This window comes from Gimesia benthica, assembly GCF_009720525.1.
Classification (GTDB): Bacteria; Planctomycetota; Planctomycetia; order Planctomycetales; family Planctomycetaceae; genus Gimesia; species Gimesia benthica.
In genome coordinates this window covers 4,625,833-4,649,791 of the sequence record NZ_CP043930.1, presented here as the reverse complement: position 1 = coordinate 4,649,791, position 23,959 = coordinate 4,625,833, and the positions used below count along the sequence as shown (strand labels likewise).

Here is a 23,959-nt window from a genome sequence, read left to right as displayed (position 1 = left end):
TGAGTCTCTCCCTGTTCATGCTAACGTCTGCGGCAAGAAAGACCAGTTTGCAGGAACGTTTATGTTAGCTGCTTCTGAAATCTCTTTAAACTCACAGCCAGGATCACCACGCAACAGAGACTGAGCCCGGTGACGTAAGGGAGCAGATCCGTGATCCCCGCCCCCCGCAGAACAATGCCTCTCAAAATCTCCAGGAAATAAGTTACGGGAATGATGAAGGTAAACAGGTAAATCGGCAGCGGCATCTGGGAACGGGGGAACATGAATCCCGAGAGCAGCACCGAAGGCAGCATAATCAGAAACGCAAACTGCACCGCCTGTAACTGCGTCTGCGCGATGGTGGAGACCAGCATCCCCAGCCCGAGGCCACAAATCAGGAACAGCAGCGAAAGTGTTAGCAGTTCCCAGAGATTACCATGTATCGGCACTCCGAACAGGAACACCATCACGGTCAACACAATCAGGGTTTCCACAAATCCGATCATCGCATAGGGGACCAGTTTTCCCAGCATCAAACCAGACTTGCTGACCGGCGTCACGAACAGTTGCTCCAGGGTCCCCAGTTCCCGTTCGCGGACGATGGCAAACGAAGTCAGGAACAGGGTCACCAGTTGCAGAATAATTCCAACCAGACCAGGCACGAAGAAATGTGAGCTATCCAGGTCCGGATTGTAGAGCAACCGCGGCCGGATCTCCACCGGGAGCGCGACCTTCCCTTCGGCATCGCGGGAGGGCACTACATTCAGTGTTTCGGCAAACTGCTTCGTAATGTTGGTCGAGAAATTAAATCCGAGCAGGCTGGAAGCATTGAGCGCTGTCGTAGCGACCTGGGAATCGCTGCCGTCAATTAATACCTGAACCGAGACCTGCTCCCCCTTGAGCAGGCGATCGGAATAATCCGGCGGAATGACGACCCCCACCTTGGCCCTGCCAGACTCGAAGGCACGACGGAAGGCATCATGATCATAAACGCGATCAATGATCATAAAGGTGCGTGTGTTCGCGAACGCCTCGCGGAGCTCGCGCGCACTGGAGCGACCGTCCAGATCAAAGATGACCGTCGGTATGTTTTCAATCTGGGTATCGATCGCAAAGCCGAAGATCAGGGTCTGTAATACCGGGACGGCAAAGGCGAACAGCAGCGTCGACGGTTCACGTCTGATATGCGAAAATTCCTTAACCAGAATGGCCCAGAACCCCGCCAGCATCTTCTGCCTGAAATGGGGAGTTTGCTCGCTGCGGGCTTTAGTATCACCGGGTGATCTCTCAGGCGCAGGTTGTGGCTCAGCCAGCGCGTCACTCGTCTCTGCCTGTGGTGCGGATGGCTGCGTTGTGTTCGCCTCCGGTACAGTCCCCGTGAGAGTATCTTCGTCGTGATTCAATCCCTCGGCCCGACTCAGTGTCACAAACACATCTTCGAGTGAAGGTGTAATCGGCCGGACTTGAACGGTTCCCTGCGATTCTGGAATGCGGTTAATGAAATCATGTTCTGTCAGACTCTGATCCGCGAGCACGTGAATTGTTTGACCAAACAGAGTGGCGTCATGCACGCCGTCCATTTCGCGATACGTACCCAACCACGTCGCTGGATGAGGAATATCGATTTCCCAGCGCGCCGATCCGGGGGGAGTCACGCTGGATAACTGTTTCAGCTCTTCCGGCTTTCCACAGACAATCAGTCGCGAATTATAAATATAGCCCACATCGCTGCAACGTTCGGCTTCATCCATGTAATGTGTGGTCACAAACAGGGTCACCCCCTGCCCCGCCAGTTCAAAGAGCAGGTCCCACAAATCGCGGCGGGCAACCGGGTCAATCCCGGCCGTCGGTTCATCCAGAAACAGCAATTCCGGTTCATGAATCAGAGCACAGCCCAGAGCCAGACGCTGCTTCCAGCCTCCGGATAAATTCCCCGCCAGCTGATCCAGTCGGTCTCCCAGAGAAGTCAACTCAATGATCTCCTCAAACCGCTGTTCCAGTTTCTCGGGGCTCAACCCGTAGATTCGACCGTAGAATTCGATATTCTCCCGGACGCTCAAGTCGGCGTAGAGACTGAAGCTTTGAGACATGTAGCCAATCCGGCGTTTGATCAGCTCGGCTTCGGTGCTCACATCATAACCCAGAACCTGTGCTCCGCCGCCCGTTGGTTCCAGAACGCCACACAACATCCGGATGATCGTAGACTTTCCGCTGCCATTCGGTCCCAGCAGGCCGAAGATCGCCCCCCGTTCAACTTCAAAGCTCACCTGATCAACGGCCCGCAAAGTACCAAAGTCACGCGTCAGCTGATCAAGCTGAATCACCGAGTTCATGAGCGGTCTCCCCGTTGATCCAGCCAGACATCAGCCGCCATCCCGGGACGGAGCAGGCGTTCTTCATTCTGTAGCCTGACTTTCACGCGAAAGACCTGCTTGGACCGCTCTTCGGGTGTCTGCACGTTGCGAGGTACGAACTCGGCCTGACGTGAAACGAATGAAATAACTCCTTCAAAGTCACGATCGGGATAACTGTCGATAGTGATCTTAACCCGCTGATCGATGCGAATATCTAAATGGTTTTCGGGAACGTAACAACGAACCCAGAGGTGATCCAGATCCAGTATGGAGATGACCGGCGCGTTGCTTCCTACCAGATCTCCTGGTTCCAGATTAACGGCTTCAACAACCCCATCCGCAGGCGAAAGAATTTTCAGTTCGTTGATCTGCTTTTCAATTGTCTGCAGGGTTGCTTCTGTTTTTTTCACTGCAGCCGCCGCCTGTTCGATATCTTCCCGGCGACTTCCGTTTTTCATCAACTGCCAGGCATCCTCAGCCTGCTTCAGTTCTGCCCGTGCTGCGTCGATCTCCTCTTTGCGGGTCCCCTCTTTGAGCAGTTCCAGTGCCTGCTCCTTGACCGATTTTCTGGCAGCTGCCACCTGGAATTCCGTATTGGCGGTATCCAGTTCGTCCTGGGAAGCAGTTTTTTCAGCAAACAGAGTTTCGATGCGGGCCTGCTGCGCCTGTGCCAGTCGAAACTGGGCATCGGCCAGTCTGAGTTCTGCGACGGCCGTTTCAATTTCCTGGGGACGTGGTCCATTCACCAACTGTGTGAGATGAGCTTTAAGCTGATCGACCTTTGCTGCCGCTTCAGCGATTTCCTCCGGGCGAAAGCCAGCTACGAGTTTACTGTGGTATGCTTTCGCTTCCGCCAGGGCTGCTTCGGCCTCCGCCTTTCGTTCCAGCAGATCAAAAGGCTCCAGTTCAATCAGCAGTTCCCCCCTGGAGACCTGTCGTCCCTCTTCGATCAGAACCTGTTTGACTCTCCCCCCCACTCTGGAACCAGGTCGAATATCATCCGCCTCAATGAACCCGGAGACCTTTAAGGGTTCATAGCGATTCTGGCTAATGACCAGGGCCAGGATCAGAATCACTCCCAATCCAATCAGTCCCAGAATTTTCTTCAATGGTCTATCCTTGTTTGAAAGTATGAACAGGTCTGGCAGGTAGATCGCATTATATACATTTAAGTCCGATTCATCTTAGCGGGCCTGCAGAGAATTCCAAAGGAACGCCGGGAATCGAATCAGTTCCCCTGTATCAATCATCACATCCGCATTTTCAACCATCACAGCACGACAGGGTAGCAACCGCAGTGAGCTCCCTTGATGCTGCTTAAGAATCGGGCAGCTCTCGATGGTGACTGCGGGAGTTTGATGATTCAAAAAATAAATTCCTCTTAACACACCATATCTGCAGTCGTCTTATCTCTTTTAACCCATTGAGGATAGAGCCTCAGACAATGTTGTTTTTTCGGACAAAAACAGATTTGGCACATCATTCGCTTGAATACCAAATCACAATAATCATCAAACAGAAACAATCCCTTAAACATGTGCCCTTATAAACCCGGGCGTTAAGAGTTTGTGCTCGTAACTGTTTGTTGAGCATGTTGTGGTTTTCGTTAAATAAGGAGAGATGATGAGAACATCATCATCTAAGAGAAGAGGAATGAGAAGAGGATTCACACTAATCGAATTGATGGTCGCTATCGCAACGATAGCTGTTTTGATCGCACTACTTTTACCAGAGATTCAGAAGGCACAGGATGCCTCCTTGCAAAGTAAACAGAAATCGGGCCCCTATTGGGTATACCGCGAATACGAATACGCGGGTGGTCCGGTAATCACCGAAATTTCGGGAACCTATAAACACTCCCTCCAGGAAATCCTGGACATGTACGCTATCAATCTGAAACAACAGCAGAAAGCTCATGCAGATGAACTGATGGCCGAAGAAACAGGTGAAGAGCCCGTATCTGCCCCAAAAGTAGTTGCCCTGGCATCTGCTCCCACTCAGGACATCACAGAAGTCAATGACACTGTGCCACATGACCCTACTCTGGTCGAATACGATCACGTAGAGATGACCAAAGAGGAAAAGATTGAGAAAGCAAAACGAGCTTTAAAGAACTTTAAATATGATCTGTCTCAGAACACCGCCTCACTGGTCGCACGCCGGAATCTGGCAGAAGCGATTGAGCTGCTGAAGCAGGATCTGAAACGACTGGAAGCTCAACCCTAAGCCGGAAATTAGCTTTCGCTATACAATGAAGACACTCTCCTGAAAACAGGTGGAGCTTGATTTGAGCGTCAAGTTTCACCTGTTTTTCTTTATTAATGGTCTGTCTACCGCGACTTACGAAGATCAATTTTTTGTAGATCTTTCAAACTGAAAAAATGCGATCTTTTTTAGGAAAGTTGGTCTTGGCAGAAAAAATCAATCGCATTATAAATCCGCCTCTGCTGACATCTGAATGAGTAAAACTCTCTCACTTCACTTTACTGATTCAGGCCATCAGCGGGACACGTCCCCACGTGTCATATCTCAAAACCTACCACCCCATCAAAATTGATTTTTTTCCATTCATCTTTCCTTGAATCAGCTTGGCTTTTCCAGGAACTGTGATGCGTCGACCGATGTTTGCGATCCTCGGATCAATTTCACATCGCCTCGATGAATCGCGCTCTGGCAAATGTGATTCTATTCAGAGATCGATAAAGGAGCACTTAAGATGCCCATCTTCGTACGGGTATGCCTGCTTAGCGCAGTAACTTTATTCAGCATCACTCAGGTCGGTTGCCATCGCGGGCCAAACGCGCAGGTACGGCAGAGCATGTATCGCTCACAGCAGCTCTATGATCAGAACATGGAGTTGGCCATGCAGCGTGATCAGTTCCAGCAGTCTGCATCTCTGTTGCAGCAGGAACGCGATCAGCTGGCCATGCGGGCGCAGACGCTGGAATCGAACCTCAACATTGCTAATAAGCGGCTCGACAATCTAAATGCAGAGCGTTCAGAAATGCAGCAGCGTTATGTCAGCCTCATGAAGCAGGCCAAAGGACAGCCCAGCCCGCTGGATGGCGAAGCCACTCGTCGCTTCCAGGAACTGGCTGATAAATATCCTGACTTCGAATTCGATCCGCATACTGGCGTCAGTAAATTCCATTCTGACATCCTGTTTTCTTCGGGAAGCGATCAGCTCAAACCTTCGGCCAGAGAGATCCTCAACCAGTTTGCAGCCATCATGAACGATGGGAATGCGAAACGTCTGAACGTTCTGGTTGTCGGTCATACCGATGACAAACCGATCTCCAAAGCAGCCACACAGCGACACCATCCGACCAACTGGCACCTGTCTACCAACCGAGCTAACTCAGTCGTCCTCTCACTCTCGAAATTTGGAGTCAAGCAGGAACGCATGGGAGCCGCCGGTTACAGTATGTTCCAGCCGGTCGTACCGAATGCCAACGATTCCGCCCGGCAGAAAAACCGCCGTGTTGAGATCTTTGTGCTCGCTCCGGATGCCGTCGTTGCCGGCTGGGATCCGAACCCGACACTGTTGAACTAGTCGGCTTTTTCCGACGCTCCAAATCTTTGATGACTTCCCGGTAATGGCTCACCATGTGTCTGTATGGTGAGCCAGCCGATGACTCCGCACAGCAGCGGAACAGCCAAAGCAACTCCCACCCTGGTCCACAATTTGAACGACCAGCGTGTATCCTCAGCCGGCCAGAAGACGCTCGGTAGAATCTGATCCGTTTCCAGAGCTCGTACGACCAGCATCGTGCAGAGCGCACCTGTGATCCAGAACGAGATCTGTACGACAAATACCGCCCGACTCTCCAGTCGTGGCAGGTTCCCACAGAAATCTCCTGCGAGCGACATCCAGAGTATCAGCAGGAACAGCCATTGTGCCCTCCCTAGGTTTGATCCGGGAATGAGGGCCAGCTGATGCCGCCTCGCCTGACAGATCGCTGAGCCAACCGCTACCGAAAGCAGAATTCCCACAATCAGAAACCAGAGCATACCGGAAACCCCGGCAAATTCGTCTGGCACCCAGCCCGCCTCCTGCCAGCGAAACACATTTTTATGCAGGTTCTTCCAGGGTAATACGATCAGCAGAAAGATCAAACCGATGAAGTTCATTCCCCTGGATTCCACATCTTCCTGAGGCGCTGCCAAAGCGATGATGGGCCGAGGTTGCCCATTCTCTCCCTGATCCGATCCCGCAGCGGTCTGTTGCCGTGCGAAAGTTTGTGCGCCCCAGCCGATCCCGGCCCCCATAATCAGCCCGAACAGCTGCTCCATCCATTTCCAGTAATCCAGACCCTGCAACACGGGCCAGGCGCCGATGATCGACCACTGGGCTCTCCCCAGCATGTTCACAAAATCCCCCAGCAGAAAACCCAGTCCTCCAAACAGGAAGCCATAACCACACCAGCGCAGAGCGGCCCGATTCTGTTGTTGTCTGAGTTCATATATCAGAACCAATAAGACACCGACACAGCCGGCCCAGTTATCCCCGCGGGGCGGCGTCATGCGGAGTCCCAGCACGAGTGTCAGTAGAAAAAAACCGAGCAACCAACCGGTCGCCAGCCGCAGCATCAAACCACAAGGGGCGTGAAAGTCCGAGCGAGCCCGGTAGAGCATCAAACTGACCAAAGCAGCAGACCCGGCAGCCACCCAGTCCACATCATACGGGTTCCAGAGTTCGAACAGCCAGGAGGTCAAACCGCTGAAGTCCAGTGCCAGCCAGAAGAGCCACAGAAAGACCAGCGGAACCGTAAAACGCTCCAGCTCGGATCGTTTCAGGGTAACCGACAGCGCCAGTATTCCTGCCCCAATGCCTCCCCAGAGTGCTCCAATCAGAAACAGGCTGGCGTAGCCATAGACGACATCCGGAAGTTCCATTCCCGCGGTATAGCCGATCACGCGGCCATAACTCATCTGCCCGCCGAACGACCAGCCAATCGCTCCCAGGAATGCCATCAGGGTGGACCGCTGCCACCATTCGGGCCTGTGCGAAGTAAGACAGACGGCCAGAGCGACCAGTGCTCCCGGAACCATCGCCCCGGCTTCATGTCCGTAATTCCCGCGAAAGCCCCAGCCAACCGACATGGCCAGCGCGGGTAACAGAATCTGGCTGCAATGCTGCGCGGATCGCATACATTCCCCCAAATCTCTGATTACAGAGCAAAGTAGCTTTTGATTCCACTCAATACGCTGTCGACGGCCACTGATGCCAGAATGAGACCACTGATCCGGCTCACAATACTCGCCCCGGCATCACCAATCGCTTTCTGAATTGGTCCGGCCAGTAATAAAAAGCCGTACGTGATGATCAGGACAGCCAGCATTGTTACTGTAGCGAGAAGCTGTTCGCCCACATGAAACCGGTGATTGTCCGTGATCAGAACCACTGCCATCATTGCTCCAGGGGAGGCAATTGAAGGAATCGCCAGTGGAAAAACCGCTTTATTCTGGTGATAGTTGGCACGATTCGATTCTTCAATCTCCGCCTCCGGTTTACTCTCGCCAAAGATCATCGTCAGGGAAAACAGAAAGAGGACCAGTCCCCCGGCAATCTGAAATGCAGAGAGGGGAATCTCCAACTGCTCCAGCAACAACTGACCGCCGACAATAAACAGAATCAGTACGAGTGCCGCGGTAATGATGGCACGCAACGCGATTTTACGTTGTACCGCTCTGCTGGTCCCCGCTGTCACGGCGATAAAAACCGGAATACTCCCCACAGGATCGACAACCGCCCAGAGGTAGATAAAATCCTTGAGAATGTCGTCCCACATGAGAAGATATGTCTTTCCTGTTACCCGGGGTCGAGTCAGTTATCCTGTTGATAATGCGGGTTGGGTTCGGAAGGAATTACCGCTTTGACCTGTTTCTGCCAGCGATGCAGTTCGTTTGTGAGAACTGCTGCTTTTTCCGGCTGGCTGTCAATCAGGTTCATCGTTTCGCCGATGTCACTGCGGGTGTTATAAAGCTCCCGATGCCCGTCTTCAAAAAACTCCAGCAGCTTCCAGTCTCCCTGTCGGATGACCGAGACTGGCGTTGTACGAAATCGCTGCTGCATGCCCTGGTATTTTTGCAGATAAGCCGGAAAGTGCCAGAACAGAGACCGTTTTTTCAGGCTGCTTTGTGGATCTTTCAACAGGGGGACCAGACTTTCGCCGTCTAACGGGTAATCTTGCGGAACCGGAATCTCCGTCAGATCCAGAAAAGTCGGGTAGAGATCCAGATTGATCACAGGTTCTTCACTGGAGCTTCCCGCCTGTGTCACGCCGGGCCACTTAATCAGCAGCGGCACACGGATGCCTCCCTCATATAACATTCCCTTGGAACCGCGGAGAGGTTTCATCGTGGTCGCGGGACCGTAACCACCATTGTCCGAAGTGAAGACAACGACAGTGTTCTCTTCCAGCTTTTGTTCTTTCAGAGTCTGAAGAACACGACCAATACTGTCATCCATACTTTTCACCATCGCCGCATACGTTGCATGCTGATGCAGCTTGCCTGCAGGTTTGTCTTCAAAATGTTTATTATATTCCTCTTTGGCCTGCAGTGGTGTGTGCACAGCATAATGTGTGAGGTAGAGGAAAAAGGGAGAGTCCGCGTTATCTTTAATGAAACTGCAGGCTTCCGCGGTCAGTCGATCTGTCAGGTATTCCCCCGGATCTCCATTCGAGAGTTGCGGATTGCGATAGGGACTGAAGTAACCACCCCGCGGACTGCCCGACTGATTACCGGCGATATTCACCTGAAATCCCTGAGAACGCGGTGACTTACCGAGATGCCACTTGCCGATGCTGGCGCACTGGTACCCCGCTTGAGAAAGTGTCTCAGCAATCGTCACAAATCGATCTGCCAGCACGACATTATTCTGGGCGGGGATCAGCTTGCGATAGCGGTCATTACCGCGTGCCGGATCACCAACTGTGTAAACGCCATGTCGCGGGGTGTATTGTCCTGACATCAGACAGGCTCGACTTGGTGCACAGTTCGGTGCTGCTGCATAAGCCGAAGAGAATCGCATTGATTCCTGTGCAAGCTGGTCGATATGGGGTGTTTCGTAGAAGTCACTCCCCATGTAGCCGACGTCACGCCAGCCCAGGTCGTCGATGAAAAACAGAACAATGTTTGGTCTCTCAGGAGCAGCATAAAGTGGCGTGAGCAGACCAAGCATCCAGCAGAACAGGCAGGTAAGAACCAGCGAGCGAAGCATCAGATTTCCTTCTGGGACGAAGATCGAAATGAATGGTTTTTCCTACGACGATGGTTTAGGATTGAAGCAGATTTATTCTAAACCCCCGGCGAACGGATGTCATTCCTTTAGCTGGCAATTCGAACCAGATATGGAATCACTCGCTTACAGCCCGAAGGAACCAGCATGGTAGACAAGATCAAAGTCGGACAGATCGGTGTCGGACACCCTCACGCCGGCGGAAAGATGCAGGCCTTTCGCAAATCGGCCGACTATGAAGTTGTAGGCGTCGTAGAACCCGACCCACAACTTCGCAAGTATGCAGAATCGACGGGCATTTACCAGGGGCTCCCGTTTCTGACGGAAGAGCAACTGCTCAATATCGATGGTCTGCAGGCGGTCGCCGTGGAAACCGAGGTCCCCGATCTCTTGAGTACTGCGGAAACCTGCATTCGGGCGGGCAAACACATCCATCTCGATAAACCGGCCGGACTTTCACTACCCCACTTCAAACGAATTCTGGATCAGGCCGCCCAGAAACACCTGCTGCTGCAGATGGGTTATATGTATCGCTACAATCCCGGCGTGGTGCTGCTGCGAGATCTTCTGCAGAAAGGCTGGCTGGGCGAACCGTTTGAAGTACACACGGTCATCAGCAAGAAGATGGATTCCACCAGTCGAACTAAACTCGAACCCCAGCCGGGAGGAATGATGTTTGAACTGGGATGCCATGTGATCGACCTGGTCGTTCAGATTCTGGGCCGCCCCGAAAACGTCACTGCGTTCTCACAGCATGCTTCTCAAATCGACGATCAACTGCAGGACAACATGCTGGCTGTGTTTCAATATCCCCGGGCGCTGGCCACGGTAAAATCAAGTTGTAATGAAGTGGATGGTTTCAATCGACGCCATATTGTTGTCTGTGGTTCCGAAGGCACTTATCATCTGCAACCATTCGCACGACCGACGGCAAAACTGACTCTTGAGAAAGCCAAAGGCAAGTACCTAAAAGGTTCACAGGAAATTTCCTTCGACGGATATACCCGTTACCAGGATGATGTGGCGGACATGGCTCGAATCATCCGACGCGAAAAAGATATGGACTTTTCCTATCAGCATGATCTGGACGTGCAGGAAACGGTGCTTAAATCTGCCAGCCTGCCGATCACTTGAGTCGCAAATCCACTCAGTCCTGCTTGAGTTGACCGTAGGTATGCTGCGCAGAAGCGATCACGGTGACTGTCTCGTCGGTCTGCAGCAGGCGGCGGATCTCTGCTTCGTCTTCCAGGGGGATGATAAACAGATCTTCGACCCGGTCACTGTCCGCCTGACTTAACAGACAGACCAGCGCCCAGTCGCCCGCCAGCGCAAGTTGGGTCGCAGCCACCAGATCCAATGGCAGTTTGTCACGGAGTGGTTTGATCGCATCCAGTGGTTCATGACAACTGGCCAGCAACTGCATGCCCTCACCAAAGTCAGCGTCGATTTGAGTCAGTAACACAACGCGACCATCCTGCGTCACCAGATTGCGTGCCGTCTCCAGTACGCTTCCCAGCTGATTCCACTGGTGCCCCGCTGGTCCGCTCTCTATGGCAACCAGGATCATCTCGGCTTTATATTCCGGCTCGACGCGCCAGACACGATCGAGCAGTTCCTTGCCTTTTCTAAATGCAGCTTCCAGGCTGCCAAATATAATATCCGCAGCCTGTTGACCGCCGGCAGGAATGACCTGCAGGCTGTATTGCAATCCCAGCATCCAGCCCACTTCGTCAATCAACTGCCGCAGGGGCCGACTGTCGGACGGAGTCAGCTCACGGTGCGACTGCCCTCGACTTCTGACGATCGCTTCCATGGAGGAGAAGCCGGGATACAGCGAACTGCCGCCCCCCGCATATCCGATGAGCGGATCGTAGCCAACTTTTTCGATCGGCAAAATGAAATCCGCTTCCAGCAGATGGCGGGAGAGGTAAATGCGTTCGCCTCCCGTCGACGTACCCAAGTATCCGAGGTCGTCTTGAGACTCAGGATTGTGAACGACCCAGTTCGCCTGTTGCTGCAATTCGTCTGACACTGAGTTCTGAAGTTCCGATACCCCACCCTCAGAATCAACGGCGGCCTGCAGAATCGTCAGATCTTCGATCGAAATTCCACATTTTAAAAGGTACGCCCAGACGGCATCGATGATGGCTCCGGCTTCCGGTGCCTGTGGATCAACCAGGATGGTAATTTTATCTCCCGGTACAATTGCCAGATTGAGAGGCGGGAGTTCCAGTGGGCTGTTTAATGCCTGCTGCATCTTCTGCTTCACATCGGACAATGGTTCGGGCGACTGATGGTAGCAGATGACTCTTTCGGACGGGATTTCACATTGGAAATCCCCAGTCTGACCATATTTCAGTTCAATTTTGACAGTATCCGTGAGCGACACAACTTGATCCTGACTGACGCAACAACACTGACTGATCCGATATGACGCGTCGAATCAGGGATTCTGGTTGTTGATTTAAGTGAAATCGGGTGACACACTGAAATGTTAGCGGTTTAGAGGTGAATTCTACAGGAATTGTGATCACAATATTAGAATAACATTGCAGATTGCGGTTCAGGAACCCGACCAGTTTCTTGCACAGCACCTGTTTTTTCCAGAAAGGTCATCATGACAGAAGACGATCAATTAATGATTCGAATTCAAAGTGGTGACCAGCGCGCCTTCGATGAACTGGTGGAAAAATATCAGGGCCCCCTGATTGGATTTTTTTTCCGGAACACCCGCGACTCCCAGCTCTCTGAAGACCTGTCCCAGGAAACGCTGCTGCGGGTCTACAACCAGTCGTGGGATTACCTGCCCCAGGGACGGTTCCGGGGCTGGATGTATCGAGTGGCCCGCAATCTGATGATCGACAGCATCCGCCGACAGTCGCATGATGCCCTGATCAAAGCGTATACGGGAAAAAAACAGGACGAAGACGATTCTCTGAACCGACTGGCCAGCGAGGTCGTCTCGCCGGAAGAGAAGGCAAATATTAAGGAATTAGCGTTGATTGTAGATGAACTGCTGGGAACAATTCCTGAAGACCAGCGACTGACCTTCACACTGCACCATTATTCCGAACTGACCCTGAACGAGGTCGCGGACGTCATGGAAACGAACCTGGCCACGGCCAAAAGTCGTCTGCGGCTGGCCAGGGAAAAACTGCGGGAAAAACTGAAACTGATGGGCGTCACTGGCCCGCAACAAAATTAAGATATCACGAACTTTAAAAAGATATGAACCCACCGGCAACCGATTGCGTTGGTGTGAGCGGGCCTGGGAAATCGCATCCATTTTCATCAATTAACTGAAACAGTACGGAGAAGAGGGGAATGAGCTATTTCAGCCGGCTCACTGATATTGTGACCTGTAATTTGACTCATCTGCTGGAAAATGCAGACGATCCCATTCAGGAAATCGAGCAGATCATAGCCGAAATGAAAGAAGGACTCGCGGGCGCGAACCGCAGCGTGAAAACTGCGACCTCCAACGAACGGGCGATTCAACAGGAACTGGAAGAACACCAGCAGCAGATCTTTCAATGGAAAGAGGCAGCCAAGAATGCCCTGGCGATGGGTGATGAAGCGGAAGCCCGCAACTCCCTGGTCCGAAAACAGGAGATCGAAGATCTCAAAGCCGGCCTGGAACAGCAGCACCGGGCAGCAGTCGCAACCCGCGAACATTTGACAACCACGCTGCACGCCCTGGAAGCCAGACTGGCCGAAGCCCGACGAAAGCAGGTGGAACTGACACAACAGGCAGGAATCAGCACCGCTCCCACCGAGGAAGTCGCTGCGGCGCCGGAACCAGAATCGACGGTCACCCCCTCCCGCTCCGAGCAGATCGACTCAGAACTGGCTGAATTAAAGCGGGAACTGGGACAATAACAACAGGCCCCATCCGCTGGCCCGGATTCGCGGTAAACTCCTCGATTTCGACAGGCATCATAAATCCGGCATAACCAGTTAAACTGGTTAGATTTAGGATAACCGAACCACCTTCAATCTGGACAGATGGTTCGAATGAGAAATTGTTTCTGAAGAAACCGCCAATCAGCAAGAAGGTACTTGCAACAGACCGGTTCTCATTTAGAATAAAAATAGATAAATAAAGGGGTTCGGAAGGTTTAAGCCTTGAACCGTCACTATCAGCCACGAAGCTGGAGCGACCGGTGCGGCTGGCATTATTCACCGAACCCGTATCTTCTTCGCCAAGGCATTCGTCTACCGTTTTTCAGGTTTAATCGGACTGAAATTCCCGAGACAATTGTCCGATGACGAATAACACAACTTCATTTCTCAATTTACATCATTGATGTCGGAGTCGCGCCACCATGGCCAAAAAGTACCTGAACCTCGAAGAAGCAGCAGCGCAGCTGGGCATGGAAACTGAAGAACTCAACCGCCTGCGGGAAGCGGGCGACATTAGAGGGTTTGCCGACCGGGGTGCATGGAAGTTCCGTCTGGAAGATATCGAAGAACTGGGGCGAACACGGCAGGCAGATTCAGATCCCGCCATTCCCCTGTATACCGAAGATGCGGACCTGGAAGACGACGACCTGTTCGATTCCGGAATTCTGGATGAAGAAGAAATCTCCGCTGAATCAGACAGCGTAATCGATGAAGATGAAGTCGGTGAGCAGGCAACTGTGATTCGAGGCAGTGTCCATGACGATGATGATGAGCCGGTTGAATTAAGCAGCTCTGACAGCGATGTCCGTCTGGTGGTCGACGAAGGCGATGATCTGCAACTCGACAGCGAGCCCGAACTGGTTGCCGTCGGCGAAGACTCAGACAGCGATGTTCGCCTGACCGACGATTCGGGCATCGACATGAGCAGTGACAGCGATGTGAAGCTCGTCGATGCCGATGCGGAACAGGACGAGGAACTCATGGATCTGGACCAGGGAAGTGACAGCGATGTGAAACTCGTTGCTGACGACTCCAGTCCGATGGGTAGCGAAAGCGACGTCGCCCTGGTAGGCAATGACGACCTGGAACTGGTCAGTGACAGTGATGTCGCTCTGGTTTCGGATGAAAGCGATGATTCTTCCATCCTGGCAGAAGACAGTGGCATCTCGCTGGCGTCGGACAGTGGTATCTCGCTGGCCGGCCCGCTGGACAGTGGAATCTCCCTCGAAGCAGCCGATGAAAGCGGAATCTCATTGGGAGGAGATGATGAGAGTGGCCTTTCTCTGGCCGATGATGAAAGTGGCATCTCACTGGAAGACGATACCGGCAGCGATATCTCGATTACAGCCGACAGTGGCATCTCACTCGAGCCGTTCGATGCCGAAGAGACCAACCCCATGATGGCATCTGGCGCGAGCAAAGATGCAACCATGGAAATTCCCGCGCTGGACGATGACGACGACAGCAGCTTCGACCTGTCTGCCGATGATTCGAACGCGGATACCAGCGTACTGATGCTGGATGATGAAGGCAGTGCCGGTGGATCTTCCGGATCCGTCATTCTGGACTCCGATGAAGATGGTGAATCCGGCATCTTTGATGAAGACGACGATTTCGCCAGCGACGACGGCATGTCAGATGTCTTTGATGAAGACGAAGATGACTTCGATGACATCTACGACGCTGACGACGACGACTTCGACGATTCATTCCAGAGTGGAGAAAGTCACGCCGAGTTTGTAGCTCCCGCTTCCTTTGCCGGTGGACGTGGTGGTGCGATGGCCGCTCCCGAACCGGAGTGGGGTGTTGGCACCTTCGTCGCCCTGGGCTTCTCAACAGTGCTGATGTGTCTGTGCGGCGTCATGATGTATGATCTGGTTCGCACGATGTGGCACTACGACGATCCGTCCACATTCAGCTCTACTCTGCTGGATACTTTCGGCGGCTTGTTCTAAGCTCGCAATCACACATGTGACATACATATACAGACCGCAGGACACAGTTACCCTGCGGTCTGTTTTTATGCGCAGTTGAAGCTGCAAAGATGAAAAACTTCCCCGTTCTCAGGAGATCAATCCGGTCTGGGTGGGAATCAGGTCAGCCAGATCGATATAATCAGATCTGGTAAGTTTCAAATCGCATCATTCGTTTTCAATACTATCTGGTGTCTTTATGCTGAACTGCAAATCGCTGCTCGTCTTTGTTCTCCTCGCTCAATTCTCCGTCTCCCCTGCCCTGGCACAGGAACGTGAGTTAACATATCGCGATCGACGCCCGCAGGAATACAAGCTCACCGCGCGGGCCAGTGAAATCGATCCCCGGGCCAAAGAACATCCGGAGATCGACTACGTCTTCGAAGCAAAGGGAAAAGTTCAGGATCTGGAACACGCCGTGGTCGATACACGGAAAAAGCCCCGGGGTAAACTGGTCATCTGGCTGATGGGATATAACAGCCAGCTGTTTGACGGACTCTCTAAATTAGGTTTTCACGCGATTCAGGTCCATTATGCAAACCGCTGGTTCTCCAAAGTCTGTCGCGAGAATCCGGTTGGCGAGACCTGCAGGGGAAATGTGAGGCTGGAAGCTGCTACCGGCGAGGACTATAGCGATCAGGTTTCCATCCCGAAGCCGGATGGCATGAAAGAGCGGGCTCTGCAGTTCGTAAAATGGCTGGCGAAAAACAATCCCCAGGGAAAGTGGGACTATTACCTGACTCCCGACGGCAATGATCTGCGCTGGGAGGATGTGATCATGGCGGGCAGTTCGCATGGTTCTACCACCGCTGCCCGTTTTGCCAAGCATCAGAAGGTGAGCCGGGTCGTGATGTTCTGTGGTCCCCGCGATCAGTATCAGAACTGGCAGTCTCTCCCTTCAGCAACTCCGACAAACCGCTACTTTGGATTCTCCCATGTGCTGGACGGCGGTTGGACCGGCGATCATTACTGTCGTTCCTGGGAGCTGATCGGTCTTAATGAATACGGGCCGATTGTCAACGTCGATCAGTCAAAGCCTCCTTATGAAAATACACGGCGGCTGATTACCGACTTCGATGTCAAAAACAATACCCGCCGTGCCCATTCTTCCGTCGTCCCTGGTGGCAATGCTGGTAAGAATGCGAAAGGCCAGTATATCCATGAAGCGGTCTGGCTGTACCTGTTTACGCATCCAGTCGACAAAGTTGGTAAGCCGGTTCCATTGGATCCGGGATGCGAGAAAAACCAGCGAGACAGCTGAGAGCTGATGCCGTGATTAAGGCCGTTATTTTTGATCTGTATGGGACTCTGCTGGAACTCACACAGGATCACAGACCTTTTTTACAAGTGGCGAAACACTGTACCTCGCTGAGTGTTCAGGCAGCCATTCACAAAGCACTGGTCAATGACTGCCCCACTCTGGATTCTTATGCCAGTCTGCTCCGGTTGAAGACACAGCTCAACCTGGAGCGACTGGAACAGATCCTTGCTGATGACCTGCTCAAGGTGAGGCTCTTTCTGGATGTGCTCTCTGCATTAGAAAAGCTTCATGGTCAGCAGGTGAAAACTGCGGTCATCTCTAATTTAGCCACGCCTTACATCCGCCCCTTCGATGCGCACAATCTTCGCACTCACTTCGATGTTGTTCTCCTCTCATGTGAATGCGGTCTCTCCAAACCTGATCCTGCGATTTATCAACGGGCCATCCAGCAACTGAATTTAGCCCCTGAAGAAATCCTGATGGTTGGCGACAGCTATGCTTCGGATGTTGTCGGACCAGCGACAGCAGGCATCAAAGGCATTCATCTCGTGCGTTCGGGTGAAGGCAGTTCAGCAACGGCTGTGATCTCTGGTTTGGAATCACTGTTCGATTTTGTCTGACTGGATGGGCCCGACATGAAGCTCAGCTCTGAGGTAAACGTCCCCAGACCTGCACAATGCGGGGTAAGCCGGTGACGGTTCGCTCGTCTGCGGCAAATGCATTGAGTTCATCCACGATCTGGTCAATTTCCTCTGTGGAAGCCAGTCCGTCTGCCAGAACCGCATCGGCAATGTTTTCCATCGTTAAACCGTTGAGTAATTTGACTTCACCAGTCAGCCCCGTAGGTTGCACGACTGAGACCTGAATGGATTCCAGCCCGCAGTCTTTGACAAGCACAGGCAATCGCTGCCCGATATGCGGATCACCGCCCCGGTTCTGAACGACGGTGCAATACAGTTCATAGAACCTGCGAAACGCACCAGTTTCCGGCCAGGCAAATGAGCCACTGAAGTCGATGTCCTCCAGCGCCAGGATTCCTCCCGGACGTAACTGCTTGAGAAAAGAGCTGAGAACCGCTTCCGGATTGCTGAGATGAGTCAGCACAAAACGGGAATAAACGACATCATATTCCGGCGGGCCTGCTGCATCCCGCACATCGACCTGACGATATTCCAGGTTGGATAAACCCAAATCACGTGCTTCCTCTTGCGCGACGGATAGTTTGGTTGCATCGAGATCAATGCCGACAGCCCTGCCCGCGGGAGCAATGCGGCGGGCCAGTTCGCGCGTCACATCTCCTCCGCCGCAACCCACATCCAGACAATTTAGACCATCAACCAGCTCCAAACGATTCAATAACGAGGAAGTGCTCTCCAACATGACACGTGACAGAACACGCAACCGTTCCCGACCAGGCAGACCACCTCGAATGGCATAATGTGGAGTCTCAGTCATCCGCGTATCCATTCCACTATTGAATAAATTGGTGTGCATTCTTTTCGAATGCATGCATGCTCTGTGACCTCAGCAAAATAACGTAAACCGTCGCCAGCGACCACCTGCTTTTTGAAAAGGGCGCGAACCACCCCAGTGCTGCCGCAGGGATAACTTTTCACAGTATCAAACCAGAACTATCCACCAGACAGTCACTTACATTAATTTCGGCAGCCACTTTCAGTGGGTAAGATCGCGGCTCTGTTCGCTCCAGAGACATAAAGCTTAATTGCAGGCAACTGTCAAAGCGTGAGACAGTTCAACTACCAGGGACTGGTTCCTGTGGCGGATCCTGTTCTTGCGATTCGGGTTTCTTTTTCTCTCGGGACAACTGCAACACAAGAAAACCCTCGCCCCGATATTTCAGATTCAATCGCATTGCTCCTTTGTAATGCTGTTTCAGATACGAAGTGAGCAAGGGAACCTGTTTCTCACGGGTGATCAAGAGCAGACGATCTGAATCGAGTAATTCATCCATCGGTGACTCAATCTCATACGCGCGCAGCTTATTTTGGAAACGCGGGGATTGTTGCAGTCCGTTCAGGAACAGAAACTTGAGCTCCCGGATTTCGGATTGATCGTCATAGGGAAGAAAACAATCAATAGGAAACACCCACGTACTGAGAAACACCCGCTCTGGCCAGCGCTGGATCATTTCTCTCAGATTCTGTTTGAATCCAGCGTTCTTAGTGACAATCTGATCTGACCACATTTTCTGGTTCCAGACCAGCAGCGCACATCCCAGCAGCAGGACGACGACACCGGCTTTAAACAGCATACTCAGCTCACGTGGTTGTGTCTCATCTGCCTGAGTCCGTCCGGTCTGATTCAACAACAGAGTGAAGTACAAAGGGAGCGCGATCAGACATGTTAAAACCCGCGATGGTAATTTCAGATAAACGATCAGCATGACCATGATCAGGACAACCCAGAAGAGCATCCACCTGATAATCGAACGCTGCCAGGAACGTTTCTGATTCAGTCTATTGAAAACAATCGTGGCGTAGAGGCATATCAGGAAGACAGGATGCACGGCTGCATGTCTGGCTGAGTGTACCCAGGCGTTTAATACCTGTGGGAATTTACTGAGTCTCAGGGCATCCGTTTTTTCTTTGAATTGCTGTAGACGCTCCAGACTGTATGTATCCTGATCCAGATAAACCCACTCCCGCAGCATCCAGTAATCTGTATTACTCCAGCCGACTTCATCGAAGATGGGTTTCGTTGGTTCGAAATACGGAATTTGTGTGTAGTTGATTAAGGATGCCGTTACCGAATGATAAGGGAGAAAGTCGCGCCAGGCCTCATCCTGCTGGTAGTACTGACGATCATAATACTGAGCTCCCAGTACTCCACAGATCGCAAGAGTTGCCGGCAGCAGGTAAGGTTTCAGGGGAACGCTTCTGCCTAATTTCCAGCCTGCAATCACGATCAGCGGCAGACTCGCCAGACACAACATCTGTAGGCTCGCATAGCGAATCAGACTGGCATAGATCAGACAGGCAGCGCCTTCCCATTTGAGCCAGGGAAGATGCCCACCTCGCTGGTCCTGAAACAGACTGACTAATATCAGTGACAAACCTGCCAGGCCGATCATAAATGCTGTCGTGGTAAACTGAAGATGCGACAGGAAATATACGCCCACTCCCAGATAAAAAAACAGGTAGCTGAAGACTGTGAACCTGTTTCGCTTCAAGAGCAAAATAGCATACAGCAGCAGCCAGTGTGCCACAAACTGAGTGAGCAACAGGTAACAACCATACCAGGGCACGAGTGGTGCGACCGTATAGAGTTGCTTCAGTATGAATCCCAGCAGAACATTAGAGTACAGCAGATGCTCGTCAGGCCCTTCAAGAGTTCCATATCCGGAAGCAACCAGCGCCATCACCGGGTCATCGTTGGTGTCATAAGTGGGCGTTAACAGCAGCAGCGTTAATCCAAACAGGCAGATCACAACACCGAATGCGCAGCGTGCCGGCGATTGACAGTACCAGTTCAACAGTGAGGGGTTTTTGGATTGTTCTACCTGAGACGACATCGGCTACCAGACGAATAAGGTTCTGTATGAATAAATAACGTACTTCGTCCTCTACAAAAGCAAAAGGTATACCAGTTTCACAACTTCCGATTATAGCGATCATTCGGATTAGTGATTTCGTTGATCCGAAAACATCGTTGAAATCCTCTGGATAAGCCCCCTCTGGCAGTAGTAACCTCACTAATTCGCATCGCGGGGAATCGGAGCTGAGCAAGTGGCACTATTCTTGCTATTTATAGCCCCTGCTTGACTCTTTTTTGCAAATCATGATCGGTCAAGACGATAACGCATCTGGCCTCATCAGGGACGATGTACATATTTGGATACATTTTGTATGGCGCCGTTAATCCCGTTCAACAAACCGTTTTTTGCTGGTAAAGAACTGCATTATATTGCCCAGGCAGTCACGCTGGGAAATATCTCTGGAGATGGTGATTTTGCGCGGCGCTGTGTGGAGGTTATGCAACAGCGTTTCCAGGTTCATAAGATTCTCCTCACACCGTCCTGCACCGCAGCCCTGGAGTTGTCAGCCATGCTGCTGGAGCTTCAGCCCGGTGACGAAGTCATCATGCCATCCTACACTTTTGTTTCGACGGCCAACGCCTTCGCCCGCATGGGAGCGAAACCCGTGTTTGTCGACATCCGACCGGATACACTCAACATGGATGAACGACTGGTCGAGCAAGCGATTACCGAAAAGACCAAAGCGATCGTCCCCGTGCATTATGCCGGCGTCGGTTGCGAAATGGATCTTATCCTGACGATCGCCGACAAATACGGACTGCGTGTGATTGAAGATGCAGCACAAGGCGTGAACGCCCAATACCAGAACCAGTATCTTGGATCCCTGGGCGACCTGGGTTGCTACAGTTTCCATGAAACGAAAAACTTCATCTGTGGTGAAGGAGGCGCAATCTGCCTGAACTCAGAAGAGTTCGTCGACCGGGCACATGTTCTGCGCGACAAAGGAACCAATCGGCAGGCATTCTTTCAGGGACTCGTAGATAAATACACCTGGTGCGACATCGGTTCTTCCTTTGTATTAAGCGAATTGAACTGTGCGTTTCTCTATGCACAACTGGAAATGTTTGACGAGATCAATCAGAAACGTCAGCAGATCTACGAGTTCTACAGAAAGAACCTGCAACCACTCGAAGAAGCTCAGTTGCTACGTCTACCCCGGATCCCGGAAGACTGTGTCAGCAATCATCATATGTTCTATATTCTGCTCCCCAGTAAAACGGTGCGGGATGGACTGCTGGCTCATCTGAAAGAACAACAGATTCATGCCGTATTCCATTACATTCCCCTGCACACTTCCCCCGTCGGACAGACATGGGGATATCGTGAGGGAGACTTACCGGTTACGGAGCAATGTGCGTCGTGTTTACTGCGTCTTCCTTTCTATTATGAAATTACCCCTGAAGAACAGCAGCGGGTCGTTTGCGAAATAGAAAAGTTTCTAATCACAAATGTTTCTCAGTCCCTGTTGCCAGACAGTTTACAGTTGAAGACTGATTTTCAACGCCCTCTCGATACCCCTTAAAAGTTACCGACAATGAAAATCACTCTTCATTGTCATTCGAGTATACATATTTCAGATTGATACGATGGAAGTTTCTGTATCAAAATCAGGACCGCTAATCAGTGTCGTGACTCCGGTATACGGAGCACACGACCTGCTGGAAGAGCTTTATGCTCGCCTCATCCAGGCTTTATCCCAGATTACTGAAGATTATGAAATCATCATGGTCAATGATGCCAGTCCCGATGATTCCTGGTGTCTGATCCAGCGGTTCGCAACACAGAATTCTCGACTTAAAGGAGTCAATTTATCGAGAAATTTTGGCCAGCATCATGCGATTACAGCCGGCCTGGAATTCGCCCGAGGAAAATGGGTTATTGTCATGGATTGTGATCTGCAAGATCAACCTGAAGAAATCCCCAAGCTGTATCAAACTGCTCAACAGGGATTTGATGTGGTAGTCGGGATTCGTCACACCAGACAGGACACCACAATCAAAAAGCTATGTTCTCGCTATTTTTACAAGGTATTTGCCTATTTCACTAATACCAGAATTGAACACCAGATAGGAAATTTCGGTATTTATTCGCGCAAGGTCATTCGGAGTATTTTGAAATTTAAGGAACAGACAAGATCGTTTGGACTCTTTGTGATCTGGGCTGGTTTCCGCAGAATCGAGATCCCGATAGAACATGCAAAACGCCCCACCGGAAAGTCTACCTATAACTTCCCCCGTATGATCAGCCTGGCTTTCAACTCTATTATTGCCTACTCCAACAAGCTCTTAATCCTCTTTGTCAAACTGGGATTTCTGCTGGCTGGTTTTTCGTTCCTGTTTACACTGTGGTTACTTTTCCGTTACGTCATCTGGGGAATTCCAGTTATTGGCTGGACCAGCTTAATCGTTTCCATATATTTGTCGACCGGATTGATGATCATGGTTGTGGGAGCAGTAGGAATCTACATCGGAAAAATCTTCGATGAAGTCAAAGGCAGACCGCTCTACCTGATCGAGTCAACCACCTTCGAACTGGATTCTGACGATGAATAAACCTTTCAAGCTGGGATTTATCGGTGGTGGAATTAATTCCGCCGTCGGAACGACACATTTTATTGCCGCACAGATGGATGATCGTTTTCGAGTGAAAGCAGGCTGTTTCAGCAGAAATCCCGAAATCAATCGTCAAACCGCCGAACGGTGGGGCGTTTCCCCAGAACGGAACTATGCGACTTTTGCTGAATTGCTGGAACAGGAACAAGGACGACTGGATGCAATTGTGGTTCTGACTCCCACTCCAGACCATGTCGAACCGGTCGTTCAGGCGTTTCGCGGAGGATACGCTGTGATCTGTGAAAAGTCTCTCGCCAGCAACATTGAAGACGCGTTAGTGATACGTCAGGCTCAACAGCAGCATGGCAACTTCCTGGCAGTGACCTACAATTATACGGGCTATCCGATGCTACGGGAGCTCAAATATCAGATCGATGAAGGCCTGTTAGGGGCCATTCAGCAGATTCATATTGAAATGCCTCAGGAGGGTTATGCACGGCTGAACCGAGATGGAGAGCCTATGGTCCCCCAGGAATGGCGCCTGCATGATGCCGAACTTCCCACCCTTTCTCTGGACCTGGGTGGCCATGTCCACAATATCATCGACTTCCTTTCAGGAAAGAACCCACAGAAACTGGTGGCACTCCAGAGTAGTCAGGGACGGTTCAGCCAGGTCATAGATAATTTGCTTTGCGTTGCCGAATACACGGGGGGACTCACGTGTAACATCTGGTACAGTAAATGTGCACTGGGCTATCGCAACGGGTTGCGTGTTCGTGTATTTGGGGAACGGGGCGCGGCTGAATGGCTGCAGATGGAGCCGGAGTATTTAATCTGCCATGACCATAAGGGGCACAAAACCATTCTGGATCGGGCAAGTGTTGATACAGGAATAGCGCATCTGGCCCGGTATAACCGCTTCAAGTCAGGTCATCCAGCCGGTTTTCTTGAAGCATTCGGAAATCTTTATTGGGATATCGCGGACAGTCTGCAACAGTTTCAACAGACTGGGACCCAGCAGAATATGGAATACGTGTTTGAAACCGGACATGCACTGGAGGGGTTGGTCATGTTTGACGCGATGTCTCGGTCGTCAGAATCAAATCAATGGGTCTCTGTCATCGTTCCAGAGAAATAA

General features: G+C 51.6%; 20 protein-coding genes and 1 pseudogene. 12 read left to right on the top strand and 9 right to left on the bottom strand.

The window, feature by feature from the left end:
- Window positions 1–59 precede the first annotated feature (59 nt).
- The 3 genes from F1728_RS18035 to F1728_RS18025 form a co-directional block, all read right to left on the bottom strand.
- Window positions 60–2,312: an ABC transporter permease gene (locus F1728_RS18035; protein WP_155365261.1), complete on the bottom strand. Its 2,253-nt coding sequence runs from the start codon at window positions 2,310–2,312 to the stop codon at window positions 60–62.
- A complete protein-coding gene (locus tag F1728_RS18030) occupies window positions 2,309–3,442 on the bottom strand; it encodes an HlyD family secretion protein (protein WP_155365260.1) in 1,134 nt (377 codons plus the stop codon). Before F1728_RS18030 ends, F1728_RS18035 begins: the two co-directional genes overlap by 4 nt.
- A 75-nt stretch (window positions 3,443–3,517) precedes the next feature.
- On the bottom strand, window positions 3,518–3,700 hold the full coding sequence (locus tag F1728_RS18025; protein WP_155365259.1) for a hypothetical protein: 183 nt from the start codon (window positions 3,698–3,700) through the stop codon (window positions 3,518–3,520).
- A gap of 253 nt (window positions 3,701–3,953) precedes the next feature.
- On the opposite strand from F1728_RS18025, the pseudogene F1728_RS31710 reads away from it, so the two are divergent.
- The 3 genes and pseudogenes from F1728_RS31710 to F1728_RS18015 all read left to right on the top strand — a co-directional run.
- A pseudogene (locus F1728_RS31710) lies at window positions 3,954–4,052 on the top strand (prepilin-type N-terminal cleavage/methylation domain-containing protein); the annotation flags it as partial.
- A gap of 39 nt (window positions 4,053–4,091) precedes the next feature.
- Entirely contained in the window at window positions 4,092–4,559 is a 468-nt protein-coding gene (locus tag F1728_RS18020) for a hypothetical protein (protein ID WP_228030902.1), read from the top strand.
- 592 nt (window positions 4,560–5,151) lie between these two features.
- Window positions 5,152–5,886 (top strand): OmpA/MotB family protein, encoded by a 735-nt coding sequence (locus F1728_RS18015; protein ID WP_228030224.1) that lies wholly within the window; start codon window positions 5,152–5,154, stop codon window positions 5,884–5,886.
- Here the strand turns inward: F1728_RS18015 and F1728_RS18010 are convergent.
- The 3 genes from F1728_RS18010 to F1728_RS18000 are packed head-to-tail and all read right to left on the bottom strand — an operon-like array spanning window position 5,883 to window position 9,558.
- Window positions 5,883–7,484, bottom strand: coding sequence for a hypothetical protein (locus F1728_RS18010; protein ID WP_155365257.1), 1,602 nt, complete (start codon window positions 7,482–7,484; stop codon window positions 5,883–5,885). The two genes, F1728_RS18015 and F1728_RS18010, sit on opposite strands and share 4 nt — an antisense overlap.
- Before the next feature lie 20 nt (window positions 7,485–7,504).
- Window positions 7,505–8,125, bottom strand: coding sequence for a MarC family protein (locus F1728_RS18005; protein ID WP_155365256.1), 621 nt, complete (start codon window positions 8,123–8,125; stop codon window positions 7,505–7,507).
- Between the two features lie 35 nt (window positions 8,126–8,160).
- A complete protein-coding gene (locus tag F1728_RS18000; RefSeq protein WP_228030223.1) occupies window positions 8,161–9,558 on the bottom strand; it encodes a sulfatase in 1,398 nt (465 codons plus the stop codon).
- A gap of 165 nt (window positions 9,559–9,723) precedes the next feature.
- On the opposite strand from F1728_RS18000, the gene F1728_RS17995 reads away from it, so the two are divergent.
- On the top strand, window positions 9,724–10,710 hold the full coding sequence (locus tag F1728_RS17995) for a Gfo/Idh/MocA family protein (protein ID WP_155365255.1): 987 nt from the start codon (window positions 9,724–9,726) through the stop codon (window positions 10,708–10,710).
- Between the two features lie 13 nt (window positions 10,711–10,723).
- Here the strand turns inward: F1728_RS17995 and F1728_RS17990 are convergent, their stop codons facing one another.
- A complete protein-coding gene (locus F1728_RS17990) occupies window positions 10,724–11,965 on the bottom strand; it encodes a lactate racemase domain-containing protein (RefSeq protein ID WP_194242422.1) in 1,242 nt (413 codons plus the stop codon).
- Between the two features lie 228 nt (window positions 11,966–12,193).
- Here F1728_RS17990 and F1728_RS17985 point away from each other — a divergent pair, with 228 nt between their 5' ends.
- The 5 genes from F1728_RS17985 to F1728_RS17965 all read left to right on the top strand — a co-directional run bounded on the left by F1728_RS17985 (window position 12,194) and on the right by F1728_RS17965 (window position 17,333).
- Window positions 12,194–12,781, top strand: coding sequence for an RNA polymerase sigma factor (locus F1728_RS17985; protein WP_145044372.1), 588 nt, complete (start codon window positions 12,194–12,196; stop codon window positions 12,779–12,781).
- A gap of 119 nt (window positions 12,782–12,900) precedes the next feature.
- Window positions 12,901–13,455 carry a PspA/IM30 family protein gene (locus F1728_RS17980; RefSeq protein WP_155365253.1) on the top strand — a complete coding sequence of 185 codons (555 nt, stop codon included), beginning with the start codon at window positions 12,901–12,903 and terminating at the stop codon, window positions 13,453–13,455.
- 446 nt (window positions 13,456–13,901) lie between these two features.
- Window positions 13,902–15,434: a hypothetical protein gene (locus F1728_RS17975; protein WP_155365252.1), complete on the top strand. Its 1,533-nt coding sequence runs from the start codon at window positions 13,902–13,904 to the stop codon at window positions 15,432–15,434.
- 217 nt (window positions 15,435–15,651) lie between these two features.
- Window positions 15,652–16,713, top strand: a complete 1,062-nt coding sequence (locus F1728_RS17970; RefSeq protein ID WP_228030222.1) for a BPSS1187 family protein — start codon at window positions 15,652–15,654, stop codon at window positions 16,711–16,713.
- Window positions 16,714–16,724: 11 nt separating this feature from the next.
- Window positions 16,725–17,333 carry an HAD family hydrolase gene (locus tag F1728_RS17965; RefSeq protein WP_194242421.1) on the top strand — a complete coding sequence of 203 codons (609 nt, stop codon included), beginning with the start codon at window positions 16,725–16,727 and terminating at the stop codon, window positions 17,331–17,333.
- Between the two features lie 22 nt (window positions 17,334–17,355).
- On the opposite strand, the gene F1728_RS17960 is transcribed toward F1728_RS17965, so the two are convergent.
- Both F1728_RS17960 and F1728_RS17955 read right to left on the bottom strand, forming a co-directional pair.
- Window positions 17,356–18,168: a class I SAM-dependent methyltransferase gene (locus F1728_RS17960; protein ID WP_194242420.1), complete on the bottom strand. Its 813-nt coding sequence runs from the start codon at window positions 18,166–18,168 to the stop codon at window positions 17,356–17,358.
- A gap of 298 nt (window positions 18,169–18,466) precedes the next feature.
- Window positions 18,467–20,245, bottom strand: coding sequence for a hypothetical protein (locus tag F1728_RS17955; RefSeq protein ID WP_155365249.1), 1,779 nt, complete (start codon window positions 20,243–20,245; stop codon window positions 18,467–18,469).
- 334 nt (window positions 20,246–20,579) lie between these two features.
- Here F1728_RS17955 and rffA point away from each other — a divergent pair, with 334 nt between their 5' ends.
- From rffA to F1728_RS17940, 3 genes are all read left to right on the top strand, one after another.
- Window positions 20,580–21,791: a dTDP-4-amino-4,6-dideoxygalactose transaminase gene (gene rffA, locus F1728_RS17950; RefSeq protein WP_155365248.1), complete on the top strand. Its 1,212-nt coding sequence runs from the start codon at window positions 20,580–20,582 to the stop codon at window positions 21,789–21,791.
- Window positions 21,792–21,897: 106 nt separating this feature from the next.
- The gene (locus tag F1728_RS17945) at window positions 21,898–22,821 is read left to right on the top strand and encodes a glycosyltransferase family 2 protein (protein WP_261344458.1); all 924 of its coding nucleotides are present in this window, start codon (window positions 21,898–21,900) and stop codon (window positions 22,819–22,821) included.
- The gene (locus F1728_RS17940; protein ID WP_155365246.1) at window positions 22,814–23,959 is read left to right on the top strand and encodes a Gfo/Idh/MocA family protein; all 1,146 of its coding nucleotides are present in this window, start codon (window positions 22,814–22,816) and stop codon (window positions 23,957–23,959) included. The genes F1728_RS17945 and F1728_RS17940 overlap by 8 nt, the downstream gene beginning before the upstream one ends.